Origin of the sequence: Xanthomonas sp. NCPPB 1062 (assembly GCF_041481705.2) — a bacterium.
GTDB classification, from domain to species: domain Bacteria; phylum Pseudomonadota; class Gammaproteobacteria; order Xanthomonadales; family Xanthomonadaceae; genus Xanthomonas; species Xanthomonas euvesicatoria.
This window is the reverse complement of record NZ_CM192987.1, coordinates 2,088,191-2,103,008: the sequence shown is the minus strand read 5'-3', so window position 1 is coordinate 2,103,008 and position 14,818 is coordinate 2,088,191. Positions and strand designations below refer to the sequence as shown.

Here is a 14,818-nt window from a genome sequence, read left to right as displayed (position 1 = left end):
TGTTTGTGGCGATCAGGAGACTGCGGCGCAGCTGACACATGCTTGACCGTCGCGCTATCGCAGCCGCGCTTTTGCCCGTGCCGGATACCACGACGACATGGTTCCGTATCGTTGCTCAAGAGCCGCTACACAACGTCACCAGCAATCGCTTGGTGCGATCTAGATTTTCTTGGCGCCAGATACCCCAACCCCAGTATTGGGCGATGTCAGGCACTGTGTGCACCCTCATCCATCCCTGTGAGCACCTTCTCCCGGTGCCAGAAGGGCGGCGTTGGACGACCGACATCGTTAACCGCCTCAGGGCTCAGCAGTTTGCAGGCGATACACGGTGCTGGCGTTGTACTGCCCGGTGGGTAGGTTTGCGCGCACCTGGACGGTGTGTTCGCCCACCGCCAGGGTGGTCGGCAATGCACCGCGCCAGAGATGCGTGGACGGCGTGGCCTCCGGCGAGCGGTCGTAACCGCGCAACGCGTCGGCCGCATCATCACGCACATTCTCTGCCAGCACACGCGGATCGCCACGCTCTACACGCTTCATCGGCTGCCATGGGCCGTTATCGATGCGCATCTCGACGACGGTGTCGTCCTGGCCCATGAAAACATTGGCGTAGACGCCCCACGCCGCATACGCGCCCTTGCGCAGTACCTTGGGCGCGTGCAGCAGCAATTGCGCATCGTCGGCCGCGCGCGCAGCGTGATAAGCCAGCGTGTAGCTACCGCTGGGCGCAACCTGCAGCACCGCATAGCCATTGGGAGTGCCATCGCTCATCGTCGCATCGGGAATGCCGTCGGCATCCTTGGCGCCCGACCAGAACGCGCCGCAGGCCGCACCCACGTTGTATTCGTGCAACGGTCGTGCACCCTGCCAGCCCTCGTCGGCACCGTGATCCACCTGGCGCTGGGTGTGGCTATGACCACTGAGCACCAACACATGCGGAAATTCTTTCAGCAATGCGAACAGGCGGCGGCGATCGGCATGCCGAAAGGTTTCCTGCCCCGGCACTGCATCGAACAGGTGGATATGCATGCCCAGCACCAATAGCCGGTCGCGTGGCAGCTGCGCCAGGTAATTCTGCAGGAACGCGAATTGATCGTCGCGCAGGCCACCGATGTAGGCCTGCCTGCCGCCCGGCGTATAGATCACATCGTCCAGGAACACGAAGCTGGCATTGGCTTCTTCCACCGCATAGGTGTCCGGGCCGTAGACTGCGTGCCAGCTGTCGAGCGACTGCGCATCGTCGTGCGCGTCCAGGTTGAGATCGTGGTTGCCCGGCAGATGGAACCACGGCACGCCCAGCTGCGTGGTGACCTTGTTCAAGGCCGGATACAAGCTCAGATCGTCGCTGACGATGTCACCCAGCGTAGTGCCCAGCCTGGCGGTGGTCTTGCCGATGATCGGTTCCACGATGTCGCGCTGGTAGTAGCCAACGTCGGCAAGGCTGGCGGTCTGGCTGTCGGCAAACACCAGCATCTGGAAGCCATCGGCCGCGGTGTCTGCGCGTGGCGTCAGCGCGAAATCCCAGTTGTGCGTGTTGCGGCCGGTCGCGGCGACACCGCCGTATTGATGCTTGGCCGAGCCACGCGGTGCGTAGTGGCGCCAGAATGCAGGCAGGCCATCGGCGGCGGGCAAAAAGCGGCGGTCGCCAGGCTTGATCACGAATACCGTCTGCCCGTCGCGTACCGGCAGGCGGTAGCGGCCCTGCGCATCGGTACGCACGATCTGCTCGCCATTGGAAACCGCCACATCGGCCACCCCCGGCTCATCGGCGCTGCGGCCGGCGCGCCCGTCGCGTTCTTCGTAGACGATGCCATCGACCGCGGTGTCGCGCGCGTATGCGCTTCCCGCGAGCAAGCCCAGTGCCAACAAAGCGAAGCGACGATGCATGCGTTTTCCCGCGCGAAGATCCGCGGAAATTGTACATGCCATCGCGAGGCGCACAGCGCGAGTACGCAGGTCGGAAGGCATGACCGCATATCCGTAGGAGCGCACCGGGGCGCGACGGGGCGTTACCAAGGACGCCAATCGCGCCCGGGTGCGCTGCTACGCGGCTACGTTATTGATGCCGCGACTCCAGCAACGCCACTGCATCGCCAAGGCCCAGCCCACGTGCGCGCAGCAGCACGATCAGGTGGTAGAGCAGATCGGCCGATTCGCCGAGCAACGCGTCATCGTCTTGCACCACGCCGGCCAGCGCGGTTTCCACGCCCTCCTCGCCCACCTTCTGCGCGATGCGGCGGATGCCTTGTTCGAACAGCTTGGTGGTGTAGCTACCGTGCGGCCGCTCGCGCTCGCGCTCGGCCACCAGGGCATCCAGGCTACCCAGGAATTGCCCGGGCGCAGACGGGAAACAGCTGGTGCGGCCCAGGTGACAGGTCGGGCCATGCGGGCGCGCCTGCACCAGCAATGTGTCGGCGTCGCAGTCGGTCTGGATCGACACCACGCGCAACACGTTTCCCGAACTCTCACCCTTGGTCCACAAGCGCTGCTTGCTGCGGCTGAAGAACGTGACGTCACCGCGCTGCCGGGTGACGGCCAACGCTTCGGCATTCATGTAGCCCAGCATCAGCACGCGCAGGGTGTCGGCGTCCTGCACGATTACCGGCAACAGGCCATCGCCCTTGCTCCAATCCAGGCTTGCGAGCGCGTCGCCCGTCGCCACTTCGTCACTGCCCATCGCGTACCTCGATCTGTTGCGCGCGCAAGAATCGCTTGAGTTCCGGGATCGGAATCGCGCCGCTGTGAAACACGCTGGCGGCCAGTGCGCCATCCACATCGGCCTGGTCGAAGACGTCGGCAAAGTGCTGCATCTCGCCTGCACCGCCGGAAGCGATCAGAGGCACCCGGCACAACGCACGCACCTGGCGCAGTTGGGCGATATCGTATCCGCGGCGCACGCCGTCGTTATCCATGCAATTGAGCACGATCTCGCCCGCGCCGAGCCGCTGCGCTTCGGCCACCCAGTCCAGTGTACGCATCGGCAACGCCTGGGTCTTGCTCGGGTCGCCGGTGTAGCGGCGCACGCGCCATTGACCATCTTCCTCACGAATCGAATCGATGCCGACCACGACACATTGCACGCCAAAGGCATCGGCCAGTTCGGAAATCAATTGCGGGCGGCCTAACGCGGGCGAGTTGATGGAAATCTTGTCGGCGCCGGCATGCAATACCGCTCGGGCCGTTTCCACATCGCCAATACCTCCGGCCACGCAGAACGGAATATCGATCAGCCGTGCCACTCGCTCGACCCAGGTGTAGTCGACCGAACGCCCTTCCGGGCTGGCACCGATGTCGTAGAACACCAGTTCGTCGGCGCCCTGCGCACGGTAGCGCAAGGCCAGCTCGACAATGTCGCCCATGTCGATGTGGTCGCGGAACTTGACGCCCTTGACCACGCGGCCATCGCGCACGTCCAGGCACGGAATGATGCGACGGCTCAGCATGCCAGTGCCTCTTCGAGATCCAGATGCCCTTCGAGCAGCGCCTTGCCGAGCACGATGCCGGCGCAGCCTGCGGCCTTGGCCGCGGCGACATCGGCAAGATTGCGCGCGCCACCGGAGACCTGCACCTGCAACTGCGGCGTCAGCGCGCGCAGATGCGCATACAGCGCCATGTTGGGACCGGACAGCATGCCGTCGCGCGCGATGTCGGTGCACAGTAGATGCTGCAGCCCGGCCTGCGCGTAGCGCACGGCCAATTGATCCAGCGTAGCGTCTGCAGTTTCGGTCCAGCCGTGCACCGGCAACTGCCAGATGCCATTGGCATCCTGGCGCGTGTCCAGTGCAATGGTCAGGCGGTCGGCACCGAATTCCTGCAGCCAGCCAACCACCATCTGGCTATTGCGCACTGCCAACGAGCCGATGACCACGCGTGCGGCGCCGGCATCGAGGATGCGCGCCACATCCTCGCGCGAGCGCACACCGCCGCCGGTCTGCACGCGCAAGCCGGTGGCATGCGCGATCTCGCCGAGCGTGCCGGCCAAGGTGTAGCCGCCCGCCTTGGCCGCATCCAGATCGACCAGATGCATCCACTGCGCACCGGCATCGGCGAACGCCTGCGCACGCGGCAGCACGTCGTCGCCGTACTGCGTCTCGCGCGCGTAATCGCCTTGCAGCAGGCGCACCACGCGGCCGTTGCGGATATCCAGCGCCGGGTAAACGGTGAAACTCATGGGAAGCTCATCTCAAGAAAATTGCGCAGGATGCGTGCACCGGTGTCGGCCGAACGCTCAGGGTGAAATTGCGCGCCGCAGCGCAGCCCGTTCTGCACGACGGCAGTGAACAACCCGCCGTGATCGCAGGCGGCCACGGTGTCGGCGGTCACCGGCGCAGCGTAACCATGCACGAAATACGCACTTGCGCGCTCGGGCAGACCGGCCAGCAACGCGGATTCGCGCATCGGCACCAGCTGGTTCCAGCCCATGTGCGGCACACGGATACCGAGTGCCGGCGTCATATGCCGTACGATGCCCGGCAGCAGGCCCAGGCACTCGACATCGCCTTCTTCGGAATGTTCGAACAGCAGTTGCATCCCCAGGCAGATACCGATCAACGGCACCTGCAGCGCGCGCAACGGCTCGACCAAGCCCTGCGTGCGCAGACGCGACATCGCTTCTGGCGCCGCACCGACGCCGGGCAGGATCACGCGCTGTGCGCTGTGCAGACCTGCCGCATCGCGCACCACGCGTGCGTCCACGCCCAAGCGCTCCAATGCATAGCGCACCGAGCCCAGGTTGGCGCCACCGGCATCGATCAACGCAACATCGGTCATAGCGCACCCTTGGTGGTCGGCAACGCGGTGCCTTCGCGGCGGATCGCCTGGCGTAATGCACGCGCCAGGGCCTTGAAGCAGGCTTCCACCTTGTGGTGATCGTTCTCACCGCGCACGGTCAGATGCAGATTCAAGCCGGACGCATCGCAGATCGAGCGGAAAAAATGCGGCACCAGCTCGGTCGGCATGTCGCCGACGCGCTCGCGCTTGAACTCGCCGTCGAAGACGAAATACGGCCGGCCGCTGAAATCCAGCGCCGCGCTTGCGATGGTTTCGTCCATCGGCAACGTGAAGCCATGCTGCGCCTTGTCGCCGGCGACGCGCCAGGGGCTGCTTTCCGGATCGAAGCCATAGCGGCCGATGCCACGCTTGTCGCCCAGCGCTTCACGTAGCGCCTGACCCAGCGCAAGGCCGGTGTCTTCGATGGTGTGGTGCTCATCGATATGCAGATCGCCTTCGGCCCGGATCTCCAGCGCAAAACCGCCGTGCTTGCCGATTTGTTCCAGCATGTGGTCGAAGAACGGCAGACCGGTGGCGGTCTTCGGTTCGGCCACGCGATCCAGATCCAGTTCGACGCTAATCCTGGTTTCCTTGGTGTTGCGCTGGACCACCGCGCGACGCGGTGCGTCGGCCAGTTCATGGGCGATGCCGGGCCAGTCCCACTCGCCGCCGAACTCGTCGGTGCGCAGCTGAAACCCGCGAATGTTGAGGTTGTGCGCGAACTGGATGTCGGTGATGCGGTCGCCCACCATCGCCGAGCGCGCCCAATCGATGCTGCGGTCCTGCAGATACGGCACCATCAGGCCGATACCGGGCTTGCGCGTGGGCGCATTGTCGGCAGGCCAGCTGCAATCGATCAGCACGTCGCGGAATTCGATGCCCTGGCTGGCGAAGATCTGCAGCATCAGGTTGTTCGGGCCGTCGAAGGACGCGCGTGGGTAGCTCTCGCTGCCCAGCCCATCCTGGTTGCTGACAATGACGAACTGATAGCCGGCATCGCGCAGCTTGAGCATCGCCGGAATCACGTGATCGACAAAGCGCAGTTTCTCGTACGCGTCGATCTGGTAGTCGGCCGGCTCGGTGATCAGCGTGCCGTCGCGGTCGACAAAAAGAATCGGGGTCATGGGGCGGCCTCCTGCATGCGTTGCAGCGCGCTCAGCACGCGTTGGTTCTGTTCGTGCGTGCCCAGCGTGATGCGCAGCGCGTCGGCCAGGCGCGGCACTGCGCGTTGATCGCGCACCACCACACCGGCATCGAGCAACGCCTGGAACGCCGCCTCGGCATCATCGAAACGCACCAACAAGAAGTTGCCTTGCGAGGGATAGACCTGCCGCACACCGGCCAGCTGCGCGAGCGCCTCGTGCACGCGCTCGCGCTCACTGCGCACCTCGGCGATACGCCGGCGGGTCACCTCCAGCGCCGGCGCAGACAAGGCCTGCTCGGCCATGGCTGCACATGGTGTGGGCACCGGGTACGGCGCTTGGCAGCGGCGCAGCAGGGCAATCAACTCGGCATTGGCGATCAGTGTGCCGATACGCGCCGCCGCCAGCGCATGCGCCTTGGAAAGCGTACGCAACACCGCGAGATTGTCGTAACGCCCGAGCAGACCGACCGCCGAAGGCACATCGGAAAATTCGCCATAGGCCTCGTCCACCACCACCAGCGCCTTGCCTTGCAAGGCCTGCAGCGCTTGTTCGATCTGGTCTAGCGCAATGGCCGAACCAGCGGGATTGGATGGCGAACACAGAAACACCAGCTTGGCGTTCGAGGCCAATGCCCTCGCCACTATTGCAGGGATATCTGCATGGAAACCATCTGGCCCATCGACCAGCGGCACGTCCACCAACGGTGCGTTCTGCAACCGCGCGCACACCGCGTACATGCCGAATACCGGCGGCGTCACCAGCACTGCATCGCGCTCTGGCACGCACAGGCCGCGTACCAGCAGATCGATCGCCTCGTCGCTGCCGCGGCCGATCAACAGCTGCTCCGGCGCGCAACCGTACAGCGCCGCAAGCGCGCTGCGCAGGCCCCTGGGTTGCGGGTCGGGATAGCGCCGCGTGCTGGCGTCGGGATCGGCGGGATTCGCCCACGCGGACTCGTTGGCGTTGAGCCACACATCGCCCTGCAACGCACTGGTGCGCGCCGACGAATAGCCCGCAAATGCACGCAGATCTTCGCGTACCAGATCCAGAATCGACGACGCGCTCATGCCGCCACTCCCATGCGCAGCGCCACCGCGTTGGCATGCGCATCCAGCCCCTCAGCGCGGGCAAGGATCAATGCGCATTGACCGATGCCGTCGATGCCGGCCTTGCTGGCTGCCTGCACGCTGACCATATTCTGGAAGCTGGCCACACTCACCCCGCTGTAGGCGCTCGCCGCACCGCTGGTCGGCAGCACATGATTGGTGCCGCTGCAGTAGTCGCCAAGCGCTTCGGGCGTGTAATCGCCAAGAAACACCGAACCGGCCGCTTCGACTTGCGCCAGCCACGCGCGCGGTTCGCGCAGCGCAAGAATCAGGTGCTCCGGCGCATAGCGATTACTGATCGCAAACGCCTCATCCAGCGCCTGCACCTTGATCATCCGCGATTGCGCCAGCGCCTGGCGCGCGATGTCGGCACGCGACAGTTGCGCAAGCTGAACTTCCAGCTGTACTTGCACCGCATCGATCAACCCGTCGCTGTCGGACAGCAACAGCACCTGCGAATCGGGCCCGTGTTCGGCCTGCGACAACAGATCAGCAGCCACGAAGGCCGGCTGCGCGCCCGCATCGGCGATCACCAAGACCTCCGAGGGGCCGGCCGGCATGTCGATCGCCGCCGCTCCGGACTGGGCCACCTGCTGCTTGGCTTCGGTGACATAGCTATTGCCCGGGCCGAACAGCTTGTCGCAACTGGGTACCGACTCGGTGCCATACGCCATCGCCGCGATCGCCTGCGCGCCACCGAGCTTGAACACGCGGCGCACGCCGGTGAGTTGCGCGGCCACCAGCACCGCCGGGTCCACGCTGCCGTCCTTGCGCGGCGGCGTGCACAACACCACCTCGCGGCATCCGGCCAGACGCGCCGGCACACCCAGCATCAAGGCGGTTGATGGCAACGGCGCGCTGCCTGCCGGCACGTACAGACCCACACGTCCGATCGGCCGCACGATCTTTTCGCACACCACGCCGGGCGCGGTTTCCACCGCATAGCCCTCGCTCATGCCGGCGCGGTGGAAGGCGTCGATGCGTGCGACCGCATCTTGCATGGCCTGGCGCAGCTCCGGCGCCACGGCCGCTTCGGCGGCAGCGAAGTCGGCTTCGCTCACGGCGAAGCTCTCCAGCGATACGCCATCGAAACGCGCGGTGATCTCGCGCAAGGCGGCATCGCCGCGTGCACGCACATCGGCAATCAATGCAGCCACTGCGTCGCGCGTCTGCGTGGCCACGGTCTGTACCGGGCGAGTCAGTGCATCGGTTCGCGCGGCACCGTCGAGTTGGGACCAATCGAGAATCTTCATGCCAGCGAGCGCTCCACCGTCAACACCATCAAGCCTTGCGCACCTGCGCGTTCGAGTTCTTCCAGGCGCTGCCAGGTCACCGCGCCATGGCACATGGTCTGCAAGCGCAGCGCGCCGTTGCCATCGTCGGGCAACTGCACCAGCGGGTCGGCGTCAGGCAGCAGGCGGCGCAGCGCATCGACATTGGTCTGCTCGGCGCGGAACATCAGCAGCTTGCTGTCGCGCAATTTGAGTACGCCGTCCATGCGCCGCAGCAGCATTGCCAGCAGGCCGGCGCGCGCATCGGCCGGCTCGCGCACTGCGCCGGCCAGCACCGCTTCGCTTTCCATCACCAGCTCGACCGGCTTGAGCTGGTTGGCGGCCAGGGTGGCGCCGCTGGAGACCAGATCGCAGATCAGATCGGCAGTGCCCAGGCGCGGTGCGATTTCCACCGAACCGGACAACTCCACCACCGTCGCGTCGATGCCCTGCCGCTCCAGCCAATCGGCCAGGATCGCCGGGTAGCTGGTGGCGATACGCTTGCCCGCCAGTTGCGCCACGCCGTGCCAGTCCCATTCTTCCGGCACGGCGAGCATCAGGCGGCACTGGCCGAAGCCGACCCCACGCACGGCGTGATAGGCAGCCGGCAAGCCGTTGCGGCGACGCTCGGCGGCCTGCTCTTCCAGTTCGTTCTGGCCGACGATGCCCAGATCGCAGACGCCATCGGCGATCAGGCCGGGGATGTCGTCGTCGCGCACCAGCAGCAGGTCCACCGGCAACGATTCGCCGTAGCAGAACAGCTTGTCGCGGCTCTGCCGCCAGCTCAGCCCGCAGGCGGCCAGCAGGCTGCGCGCCGGCTCGGCCAGGCGGCCGCTCTTCTGGATGGCGATACGCAGCCGGTCACGTGCCGGCGCTGCCGTGGAAGCACTCATCTCGTTCTCTCAATGGGAGGCGTCAGGGCGCGAAGACTGCTCGCGCAAGGCCGCGGCATAGCCGCCGGCACCGTGGTCCAGGGTGCGCGCAACGCGCCCGATGGTGGTGACGCTGACCTGGGTCAGCTCATGGATTTCGCGATACGGCACGCCCTTGACCAGCAGCGGCACCACCCGCCAGCGGTCGGCCATGGCTTCCAGCTCGGCAGGCGTGCAGAGGTCACGCAGAAACGCTTCGACCGCCTCGGGCGCGCGCAGGCATGCCAGCGCGTCGGCCAGCATCGTCAGAGATGCCGCAATGTCGGTGTTCTCGCGGGGGGCGGGTCGTTGTTTCATTGCGTTAATGTAATAGCGTGTTAGTACATTAACGCAAACACCGGCCTCGGGACAAGTCGACCGCATCGAAGCATTCATGAAGAAACTGCTCGCCCACCTGCCTGTTACGAAAACGCCCACTGACATCTGATGTCAGTGGGCGCGTTCTGCGCTACGGCACGTGGGTCGCCGGCGAAATGGTCACCAAGCCTGTGACGTCTTCAAACTGACGATATCAGTCGCCCTGGACGCCGCCAGCCACCAGCATTGCCCTGGCCTGTTCCAGTTCCACCTGCAAGGTGCTGGCCAGCTCATCGCGGGCGACGTCGAACTGCTGCTCTCGCACCAGGTCTTTCACCGCCACCACGCCGCGTGCCAGTTCGTCGTCGCCGGCCAGCACCACGAAGCGGATGCCGGCACGAGCCGCATACTGGAACTGCTTGCCGACCTTCTTCGGCTCCATCTGCACCTCGGTGTTGATGCCACCGATGCGCAGCCGGCGCGCGATATCCAGCGCGTCGTCCAGGCGGGTCTCGTCCATCAGCGCCACCATCGCCTGCACGCTGCTTTCGGCGATGCCCTGGATCAGGCCGGCCTCGCGCAGCTGCCAGAACAGGCGGGTCAGGCCGATCGAAATGCCCACGCCCGGCAGCTTGGACTTGGTGTAGTGGCTGGCCAGGCTCTCGTAACGGCCGCCCGAACAGATTGAGCCGATCTGCGGGTGGTCGATCAGCGTGGTTTCGTAGACGGTGCCGGTGTAATAGTCCAGCCCGCGCGCGATGGAGAAATTCAGGCAGTACGCGCTCTCCGGCACGCCTAGGGCCTTGACCAGCTCCAGTACTTCGCGCAACTCGGCGATGCCCTCGCCCAGCGTCGCGCTGGCCCCGACCGAGGCTTCCAGCGCCTGCAACTGCGCCAGCGCATCGGCATGCCCGTCAGAGCGCACCGCCACGAAGGCGAGGATCTTGGCCACCTGCTCGGCGGCGATGCCGAAGCCCTCGCCCACCAGCGTGTCGCGCACGTAATCGGCGCCACGCTTGTCGATCTTGTCGACTTCGCGCAGCACGGCCAGCTGCAACTCGCCCTCAGCCACGCCCAGGCTTTCGAAGAAGCCGCGCAGCAGCTTGCGGTTGTTCAACTGCACCTTGAAATCGCCGATGCCCAGCTCGGCGAACACCGCATGGATCACCGCCAGCACTTCGGCGTCGTAGCGGATGCTCAGCGCATCCTTGCCAATGACGTCGATATCGCACTGGTAGAACTCACGGAAGCGCCCGCGCTGCGCACGTTCGCCGCGATACACGCGCTGCATCTGGTAGCGCCGGAACGGGAAGCTCAGCTCGTGCTCATGCTCGGCGACGTAGCGCGCCAGCGGCACGGTCAGGTCGAAGCGCAGCGCGAGCTCGGGCAGGCCACCGTTCTCGGCGCCCGCATCGGCTGCCGCAGCAGCATTGGCCAGCGCGCCGGTGGACTGCACGAAATACACCTGGCGCTCGGTTTCGCCGCCGGATTTGGTCAGCAGCACATCCGACAGCTCGAACACCGGGGTCTCGACCGGCAGGAACCCGAACCGCTCGTAGTTGCGGCGGATGACGTCCAGCATGCGCTGGAACGCGATCTGCTCGCGCGGCAGCAATTCCATGATGCCGGGCGGCGTACGGGGCTTGATCACGAGCGAAACTCCTGCAGGACAATGTGGCGAACGCACAATTCTACCGGCTGGGCGGCCGCGCTGACCGCATGGCGTATCATTCAATGCGTCCCAGCAGTGCATGGCCCATGTACCGGCAGCTTTCCGACCCCAGCGCGACCTGCCCGGCGCCCAGCACGGCATCCGCCAGTGGCACGCCCAACTCAGATTGCGCCCTTTGCGCCGTGCGCGGCCGGGCCATTTGTGCGGCGCTGTCGGCGCAGGAGATGGACGCGCTGGACCAGGTCACCCACGCGGCGGCCTACGCGCCCGGCAGCACCCTGGTGCGTGCGGGCGAGACCCGGCACAACGTCTATACCGTGACCTCCGGTGCGTTGCGCATGGTGCGCACGCTGGCCGACGGGCGCCGCCAGATCACCGGCTTCGTGCTGCCCGGCGACTACGTCGGGCTCACCGAAACCGCGCAGCACCGCCACGATATCGAAGCCATTGTCGACAGCCGGGTGTGCCGCACGCCGATGGCGCAAATGCGCCAGCTACGCGAGCGCTACCCGCAGCTGGAACGCAAGCTGCTGCAACGTGCCAGCATGGAGCTGGCTGCAGCGCAGGACACCGGCCTGCTGCTGGCACGCCTGCAACCGAGCGAACGGCTGGCGCATTTCCTGCTGCGGCTGGCCGCTCGCTCCACCCAGCCCGGCGCCAGCGGCGACACCGTGGCGCTGCCGATGAGCCGCGGCGATATTGCCGACCATCTGGGGCTGACCGTGGAAACGGTGAGCCGCACCTTCACCAAGCTGCGGCAGCAGCAGTTGATCGCGCTACCGCAACTGCAGCTGGTGCAGATCCTGGATTACGCCGCACTGCGCCGCCTGGCCGGCGATACGGTGTAAGGGTTGGCGGCTGATTGATGGATTTCATTGATGCGTCGGTGCGTGGCTGTCGACGCAGTCGGCCGGGTCGGTGACGCGCGATCACTCAGCGCCCGGCCACTGCACGCGCTGCCGCACCGCCACAGCCACTACTCAGCAGCCGCGACTGGCGCAGCCAGGCCCGGTCCGGGTAGTAGGCAAACACGAACGCACCGTCGCGCAAGGTATCGATCAACTGCTTGGCCACCGCTGGCCGCACCGCCGGGCAGCCCAGGCTGCGGCCGAGCCGGCCCTGGCTGCGGATGATGGCTTCGCTGACATAGGGCGCGCCGTGGATCACGATGGCGCGATCGCGTGCGTGGTCGTTGAATCCCGGCTCCAGACCCTTGAGCCGCAACGAGTAACCGTTGTGCCCGGTGTACGACTCCTGCGCGGTGAACGCGCCCAGGCTGGACTGGAAGCTGCCATCGTCATTGGAGAACTTCGCCGCCAGGTTCTCGCCGGTATTGCGCCCGTGCGCGACCCATTCGCGAAACAACAGGCGCTGCTTATCCAGATCGAACACCCAGAGCCGGCGCTCGGTCGAGGGGCGGCTGTAGTCGATGACGCTGAGCACCCGTTCGGCACCCACCTGCTGGCGCTGGCGGGCGCATTGCAGCGCCTCGGTGGCCAGGGCCAGCACCTGACGGTCCAGCGACGGCGCCTGGCGCGCCAGCGCCTCGACCAGACCCACACGCGGAGCGCCCAGTGGCGCGACCGGTGATCCAGCCAATGCATCGGCCGCACTGGCCGCACCAGCCGCTGCCCACCCGCACAAGAAGCCGGCAACGGCGATCATTCGATAAGACATGCAACAACCCACAGCGGACGCGGCGCCACGACGGGGCCGCACCCGGCTAGAAATAGCCGCATGCGGGCCACTTTCCAACCCCGGTGTCTGAACGCGTTGGGTCAGGCGGCATCGGCAAGCAAGCGCTGCCGAAGGGCTGCGTAGTCCGGCGCCAGTGCTTCGGCATGCGCCGGGCGCTGCAGCAGCGCGGCCAGCGCCGGCGGAACCTCCACCGCGCGGCCGATCAATGGCTCCACCACCCCCTCGAACTTGGCCGGATGCGCGGTGGCCGCTACCGCCCAGTCGCCAGTGCCGCCCTCCGCGCCTTCGGCACGCAGTTGTTCGAGCACATGCACCGCGGTGGCGGTATGCGGGCAATGCACCTCGCCGTAGCGGGCGAAGCGCTGCTGCACGGTGTTGCGAATCGCCGCATCGTCCACCGACAAGGCCCGGAATTCCTCGCGCAAGGCGGCATCGTCGCCGTTGTAGAGCCAACGCAGCCGCTCGAAATTGCTCGGCGCGCCCACGTCCATCGCATTGGCCAGCGTGGCCACGCTGGGCTGCGGTGCGTAGGCATCTCCCGCGAAATAGTCCGGCAGCACGTGATTGGCGTTGGACGCCAGCGCGATGCGGCCCAATGGCACCCCGAGCGCGCGCGCGATGATCGCCGCCAGCGCGTTGCCCAGGTTACCGGTAGGCACGACCAGGTTGAGCGCGCTGCCCGAGGCTGCATGGTGTTCCAGCGCGGCATGTGCGTAGTAACTCATCTGCGGCAGCAACCGGCCCAGACTGATGCTGTTGGCCGAACTCAGCGGCACCTGCGCCTGCAATGCGGCATCGTTCAAGGCCTGCTTGACCATTGCCTGGCAGTCGTCGAACGAGCCGGCCACGCGCAGGGCCTGGATGTTGTCGCCGAAACACCCCAATTGATGCGCCTGCCGCGGCGACACGCGGACGTCCGGATACAGCACTACCACGCGCAGGCCGGGCTGGCGATGGAACGCGGCGGCCACGGCGGCGCCAGTGTCGCCGGAGGTGGCGACCAGGATGGTGAGCGGGCGATCTTCGGCACGGCGCAGGCGGGTCAGGCAGGCGGCCAGGAAGCGCGCACCGAAATCCTTGAACGCGGCGGTGGGGCCATGAAACAGCTCCAGCGCGTAATCGCCCGGCGTACCCAGCTCAACCAGCGGTGCCGGGAAGTCGAAGGCTTCAGCGCAGATGGCGGGCAGCTCGGCGGCCAGCGCATCACCTTCGAAAAACGGCTGCAGCAGCACGGTGGCGGTGTCGGCCAGGCCGGCGCCCGCAACCAGCGTACGCGCAGGCGGCAGGGTCTGCGGCACGTAGAGGCCGCCATCGGGCGCCAGCCCGGCGGCGATGGCCTGGCTCAGGCTTGCGGCGGGGGCACCGCCACGGGTGGAGATAAACATCAGCATGACTCCAGATAAAGCGAAGGCTGGGCGGTACCCATGACAAGCGGTGCCGCGTGTGACGGAGCCGGGCGTCGGGCTGCGCCGGCATTTGGCCGAAGGGGTGCGCACGGTCGATGGCGCGGGGCTATGCTGCGCGCACCCTTCCGTGGAGTCGGCAGATGATCAAGGTCAGTGTGATGTACCCGTACCGCGACGGCGCTCGCTTCGATCACGCCTACTACCGCGACCAGCACATGCCGCTGGTGAGCGCGCGCATGGGGCCGGCCTGTTTGAAATATACGGTGGACAAAGGCATCAGCGGCGGCGAGGCCGGCAGCCCGCCGGCGTTCATCGGGATGTGCCACATCTTTTGCGCGTCGCAGGAAGCCTTCAATGCCAGCTTCGGCCCGCATGCGGGCGAGATCCTGGGCGACATCGCCAACTACACCGACCTGACCCCGGTGATGCAGATCAGCGAAGTCGTCGTCGACTAAACAGCGCCTGGCGAGCTGCAGGCCAGACCTGCTGCCTGCTGCCTGCGGCGCGTTTTCATTGCATGCGTC

15 protein-coding genes are annotated in these 14,818 nt (G+C 66.3%); 2 read left to right on the top strand and 13 right to left on the bottom strand.

Annotated features, from left to right (window positions below):
• Positions 1 to 297: 297 nt before the first annotated feature.
• The 11 genes from ACCQ16_RS09360 to hisS form a co-directional block, all read right to left on the bottom strand.
• Complete coding sequence (locus ACCQ16_RS09360) at positions 298 to 1,884, bottom strand: calcineurin-like phosphoesterase C-terminal domain-containing protein (protein WP_277573140.1); 1,587 nt, start codon at positions 1,882 to 1,884, stop codon at positions 298 to 300.
• Between the two features lie 169 nt (positions 1,885 to 2,053).
• A complete protein-coding gene (gene hisIE / locus ACCQ16_RS09355; RefSeq protein ID WP_008571447.1) occupies positions 2,054 to 2,674 on the bottom strand; it encodes a bifunctional phosphoribosyl-AMP cyclohydrolase/phosphoribosyl-ATP diphosphatase HisIE in 621 nt (206 codons plus the stop codon).
• Positions 2,664 to 3,440 carry an imidazole glycerol phosphate synthase subunit HisF gene (hisF, locus tag ACCQ16_RS09350; protein ID WP_008571446.1) on the bottom strand — a complete coding sequence of 259 codons (777 nt, stop codon included), beginning with the start codon at positions 3,438 to 3,440 and terminating at the stop codon, positions 2,664 to 2,666. Before hisF ends, hisIE begins: the two co-directional genes overlap by 11 nt.
• Entirely contained in the window at positions 3,434 to 4,168 is a 735-nt protein-coding gene (gene hisA, locus ACCQ16_RS09345; RefSeq protein ID WP_071117286.1) for a 1-(5-phosphoribosyl)-5-[(5-phosphoribosylamino)methylideneamino]imidazole-4-carboxamide isomerase, read from the bottom strand. Before hisA ends, hisF begins: the two co-directional genes overlap by 7 nt.
• On the bottom strand, positions 4,165 to 4,767 hold the full coding sequence (hisH, locus tag ACCQ16_RS09340; RefSeq protein WP_209260806.1) for an imidazole glycerol phosphate synthase subunit HisH: 603 nt from the start codon (positions 4,765 to 4,767) through the stop codon (positions 4,165 to 4,167). Before hisH ends, hisA begins: the two co-directional genes overlap by 4 nt.
• A complete protein-coding gene (gene hisB / locus ACCQ16_RS09335) occupies positions 4,764 to 5,891 on the bottom strand; it encodes a bifunctional histidinol-phosphatase/imidazoleglycerol-phosphate dehydratase HisB (RefSeq protein WP_277573141.1) in 1,128 nt (375 codons plus the stop codon). The genes hisH and hisB overlap by 4 nt, the downstream gene beginning before the upstream one ends.
• A complete protein-coding gene (gene hisC / locus ACCQ16_RS09330) occupies positions 5,888 to 6,979 on the bottom strand; it encodes a histidinol-phosphate transaminase (protein WP_277573142.1) in 1,092 nt (363 codons plus the stop codon). The genes hisB and hisC overlap by 4 nt, the downstream gene beginning before the upstream one ends.
• On the bottom strand, positions 6,976 to 8,271 hold the full coding sequence (gene hisD / locus ACCQ16_RS09325; RefSeq protein ID WP_372380323.1) for a histidinol dehydrogenase: 1,296 nt from the start codon (positions 8,269 to 8,271) through the stop codon (positions 6,976 to 6,978). The genes hisC and hisD overlap by 4 nt, the downstream gene beginning before the upstream one ends.
• The gene (gene hisG / locus ACCQ16_RS09320; RefSeq protein ID WP_014090044.1) at positions 8,268 to 9,182 is read right to left on the bottom strand and encodes an ATP phosphoribosyltransferase; all 915 of its coding nucleotides are present in this window, start codon (positions 9,180 to 9,182) and stop codon (positions 8,268 to 8,270) included. The genes hisD and hisG overlap by 4 nt, the downstream gene beginning before the upstream one ends.
• 9 nt (positions 9,183 to 9,191) lie before the next feature.
• Positions 9,192 to 9,518, bottom strand: coding sequence for a YerC/YecD family TrpR-related protein (locus ACCQ16_RS09315; RefSeq protein ID WP_014090043.1), 327 nt, complete (start codon positions 9,516 to 9,518; stop codon positions 9,192 to 9,194).
• A 214-nt stretch (positions 9,519 to 9,732) separates the two neighbouring features.
• The gene (gene hisS, locus ACCQ16_RS09310; protein ID WP_136733172.1) at positions 9,733 to 11,169 is read right to left on the bottom strand and encodes a histidine--tRNA ligase; all 1,437 of its coding nucleotides are present in this window, start codon (positions 11,167 to 11,169) and stop codon (positions 9,733 to 9,735) included.
• Between the two features lie 203 nt (positions 11,170 to 11,372).
• Here hisS and ACCQ16_RS09305 point away from each other — a divergent pair, with 203 nt between their 5' ends.
• Positions 11,373 to 12,038, top strand: a complete 666-nt coding sequence (locus tag ACCQ16_RS09305; protein WP_008571434.1) for a Crp/Fnr family transcriptional regulator — start codon at positions 11,373 to 11,375, stop codon at positions 12,036 to 12,038.
• A gap of 85 nt (positions 12,039 to 12,123) precedes the next feature.
• Here the strand turns inward: ACCQ16_RS09305 and ACCQ16_RS09300 are convergent, their stop codons facing one another.
• The gene (locus ACCQ16_RS09300; RefSeq protein ID WP_014090040.1) at positions 12,124 to 12,867 is read right to left on the bottom strand and encodes a murein L,D-transpeptidase catalytic domain family protein; all 744 of its coding nucleotides are present in this window, start codon (positions 12,865 to 12,867) and stop codon (positions 12,124 to 12,126) included.
• A 101-nt stretch (positions 12,868 to 12,968) separates the two neighbouring features.
• On the bottom strand, positions 12,969 to 14,279 hold the full coding sequence (gene thrC / locus ACCQ16_RS09295; RefSeq protein WP_372380322.1) for a threonine synthase: 1,311 nt from the start codon (positions 14,277 to 14,279) through the stop codon (positions 12,969 to 12,971).
• A 155-nt stretch (positions 14,280 to 14,434) separates the two neighbouring features.
• On the opposite strand from thrC, the gene ACCQ16_RS09290 reads away from it, so the two are divergent.
• On the top strand, positions 14,435 to 14,749 hold the full coding sequence (locus ACCQ16_RS09290) for an EthD family reductase (protein WP_039419324.1): 315 nt from the start codon (positions 14,435 to 14,437) through the stop codon (positions 14,747 to 14,749).
• The last annotated feature ends 69 nt before the right edge of the window (positions 14,750 to 14,818 follow it).

What these genes read in the sequence shown, in the direction of transcription:
- hisB (WP_277573141.1), bottom strand. Translation starts at nt 5,891, where the DNA reads ATGACCCCGATTCTTTTTGTCGACCGCGACGGCACGCTGATCACCGAG.
- hisIE (WP_008571447.1), bottom strand. Translation starts at nt 2,674, where the DNA reads ATGGGCAGTGACGAAGTGGCGACGGGCGACGCGCTCGCAAGCCTGGAT.
- hisA (WP_071117286.1), bottom strand. Translation starts at nt 4,168, where the DNA reads ATGAGTTTCACCGTTTACCCGGCGCTGGATATCCGCAACGGCCGCGTG.
- ACCQ16_RS09315 (WP_014090043.1), bottom strand. Translation starts at nt 9,518, where the DNA reads ATGAAACAACGACCCGCCCCCCGCGAGAACACCGACATTGCGGCATCT.
- thrC (WP_372380322.1), bottom strand. Translation starts at nt 14,279, where the DNA reads ATGCTGATGTTTATCTCCACCCGTGGCGGTGCCCCCGCCGCAAGCCTG.
- hisD (WP_372380323.1), bottom strand. Translation starts at nt 8,271, where the DNA reads ATGAAGATTCTCGATTGGTCCCAACTCGACGGTGCCGCGCGAACCGAT.
- hisH (WP_209260806.1), bottom strand. Translation starts at nt 4,767, where the DNA reads ATGACCGATGTTGCGTTGATCGATGCCGGTGGCGCCAACCTGGGCTCG.
- ACCQ16_RS09300 (WP_014090040.1), bottom strand. Translation starts at nt 12,867, where the DNA reads ATGTCTTATCGAATGATCGCCGTTGCCGGCTTCTTGTGCGGGTGGGCA.
- ACCQ16_RS09360 (WP_277573140.1), bottom strand. Translation starts at nt 1,884, where the DNA reads ATGCATCGTCGCTTCGCTTTGTTGGCACTGGGCTTGCTCGCGGGAAGC.
- hisF (WP_008571446.1), bottom strand. Translation starts at nt 3,440, where the DNA reads ATGCTGAGCCGTCGCATCATTCCGTGCCTGGACGTGCGCGATGGCCGC.
- ACCQ16_RS09290 (WP_039419324.1), top strand. Translation starts at nt 14,435, where the DNA reads ATGATCAAGGTCAGTGTGATGTACCCGTACCGCGACGGCGCTCGCTTC.
- hisG (WP_014090044.1), bottom strand. Translation starts at nt 9,182, where the DNA reads ATGAGTGCTTCCACGGCAGCGCCGGCACGTGACCGGCTGCGTATCGCC.
- hisC (WP_277573142.1), bottom strand. Translation starts at nt 6,979, where the DNA reads ATGAGCGCGTCGTCGATTCTGGATCTGGTACGCGAAGATCTGCGTGCA.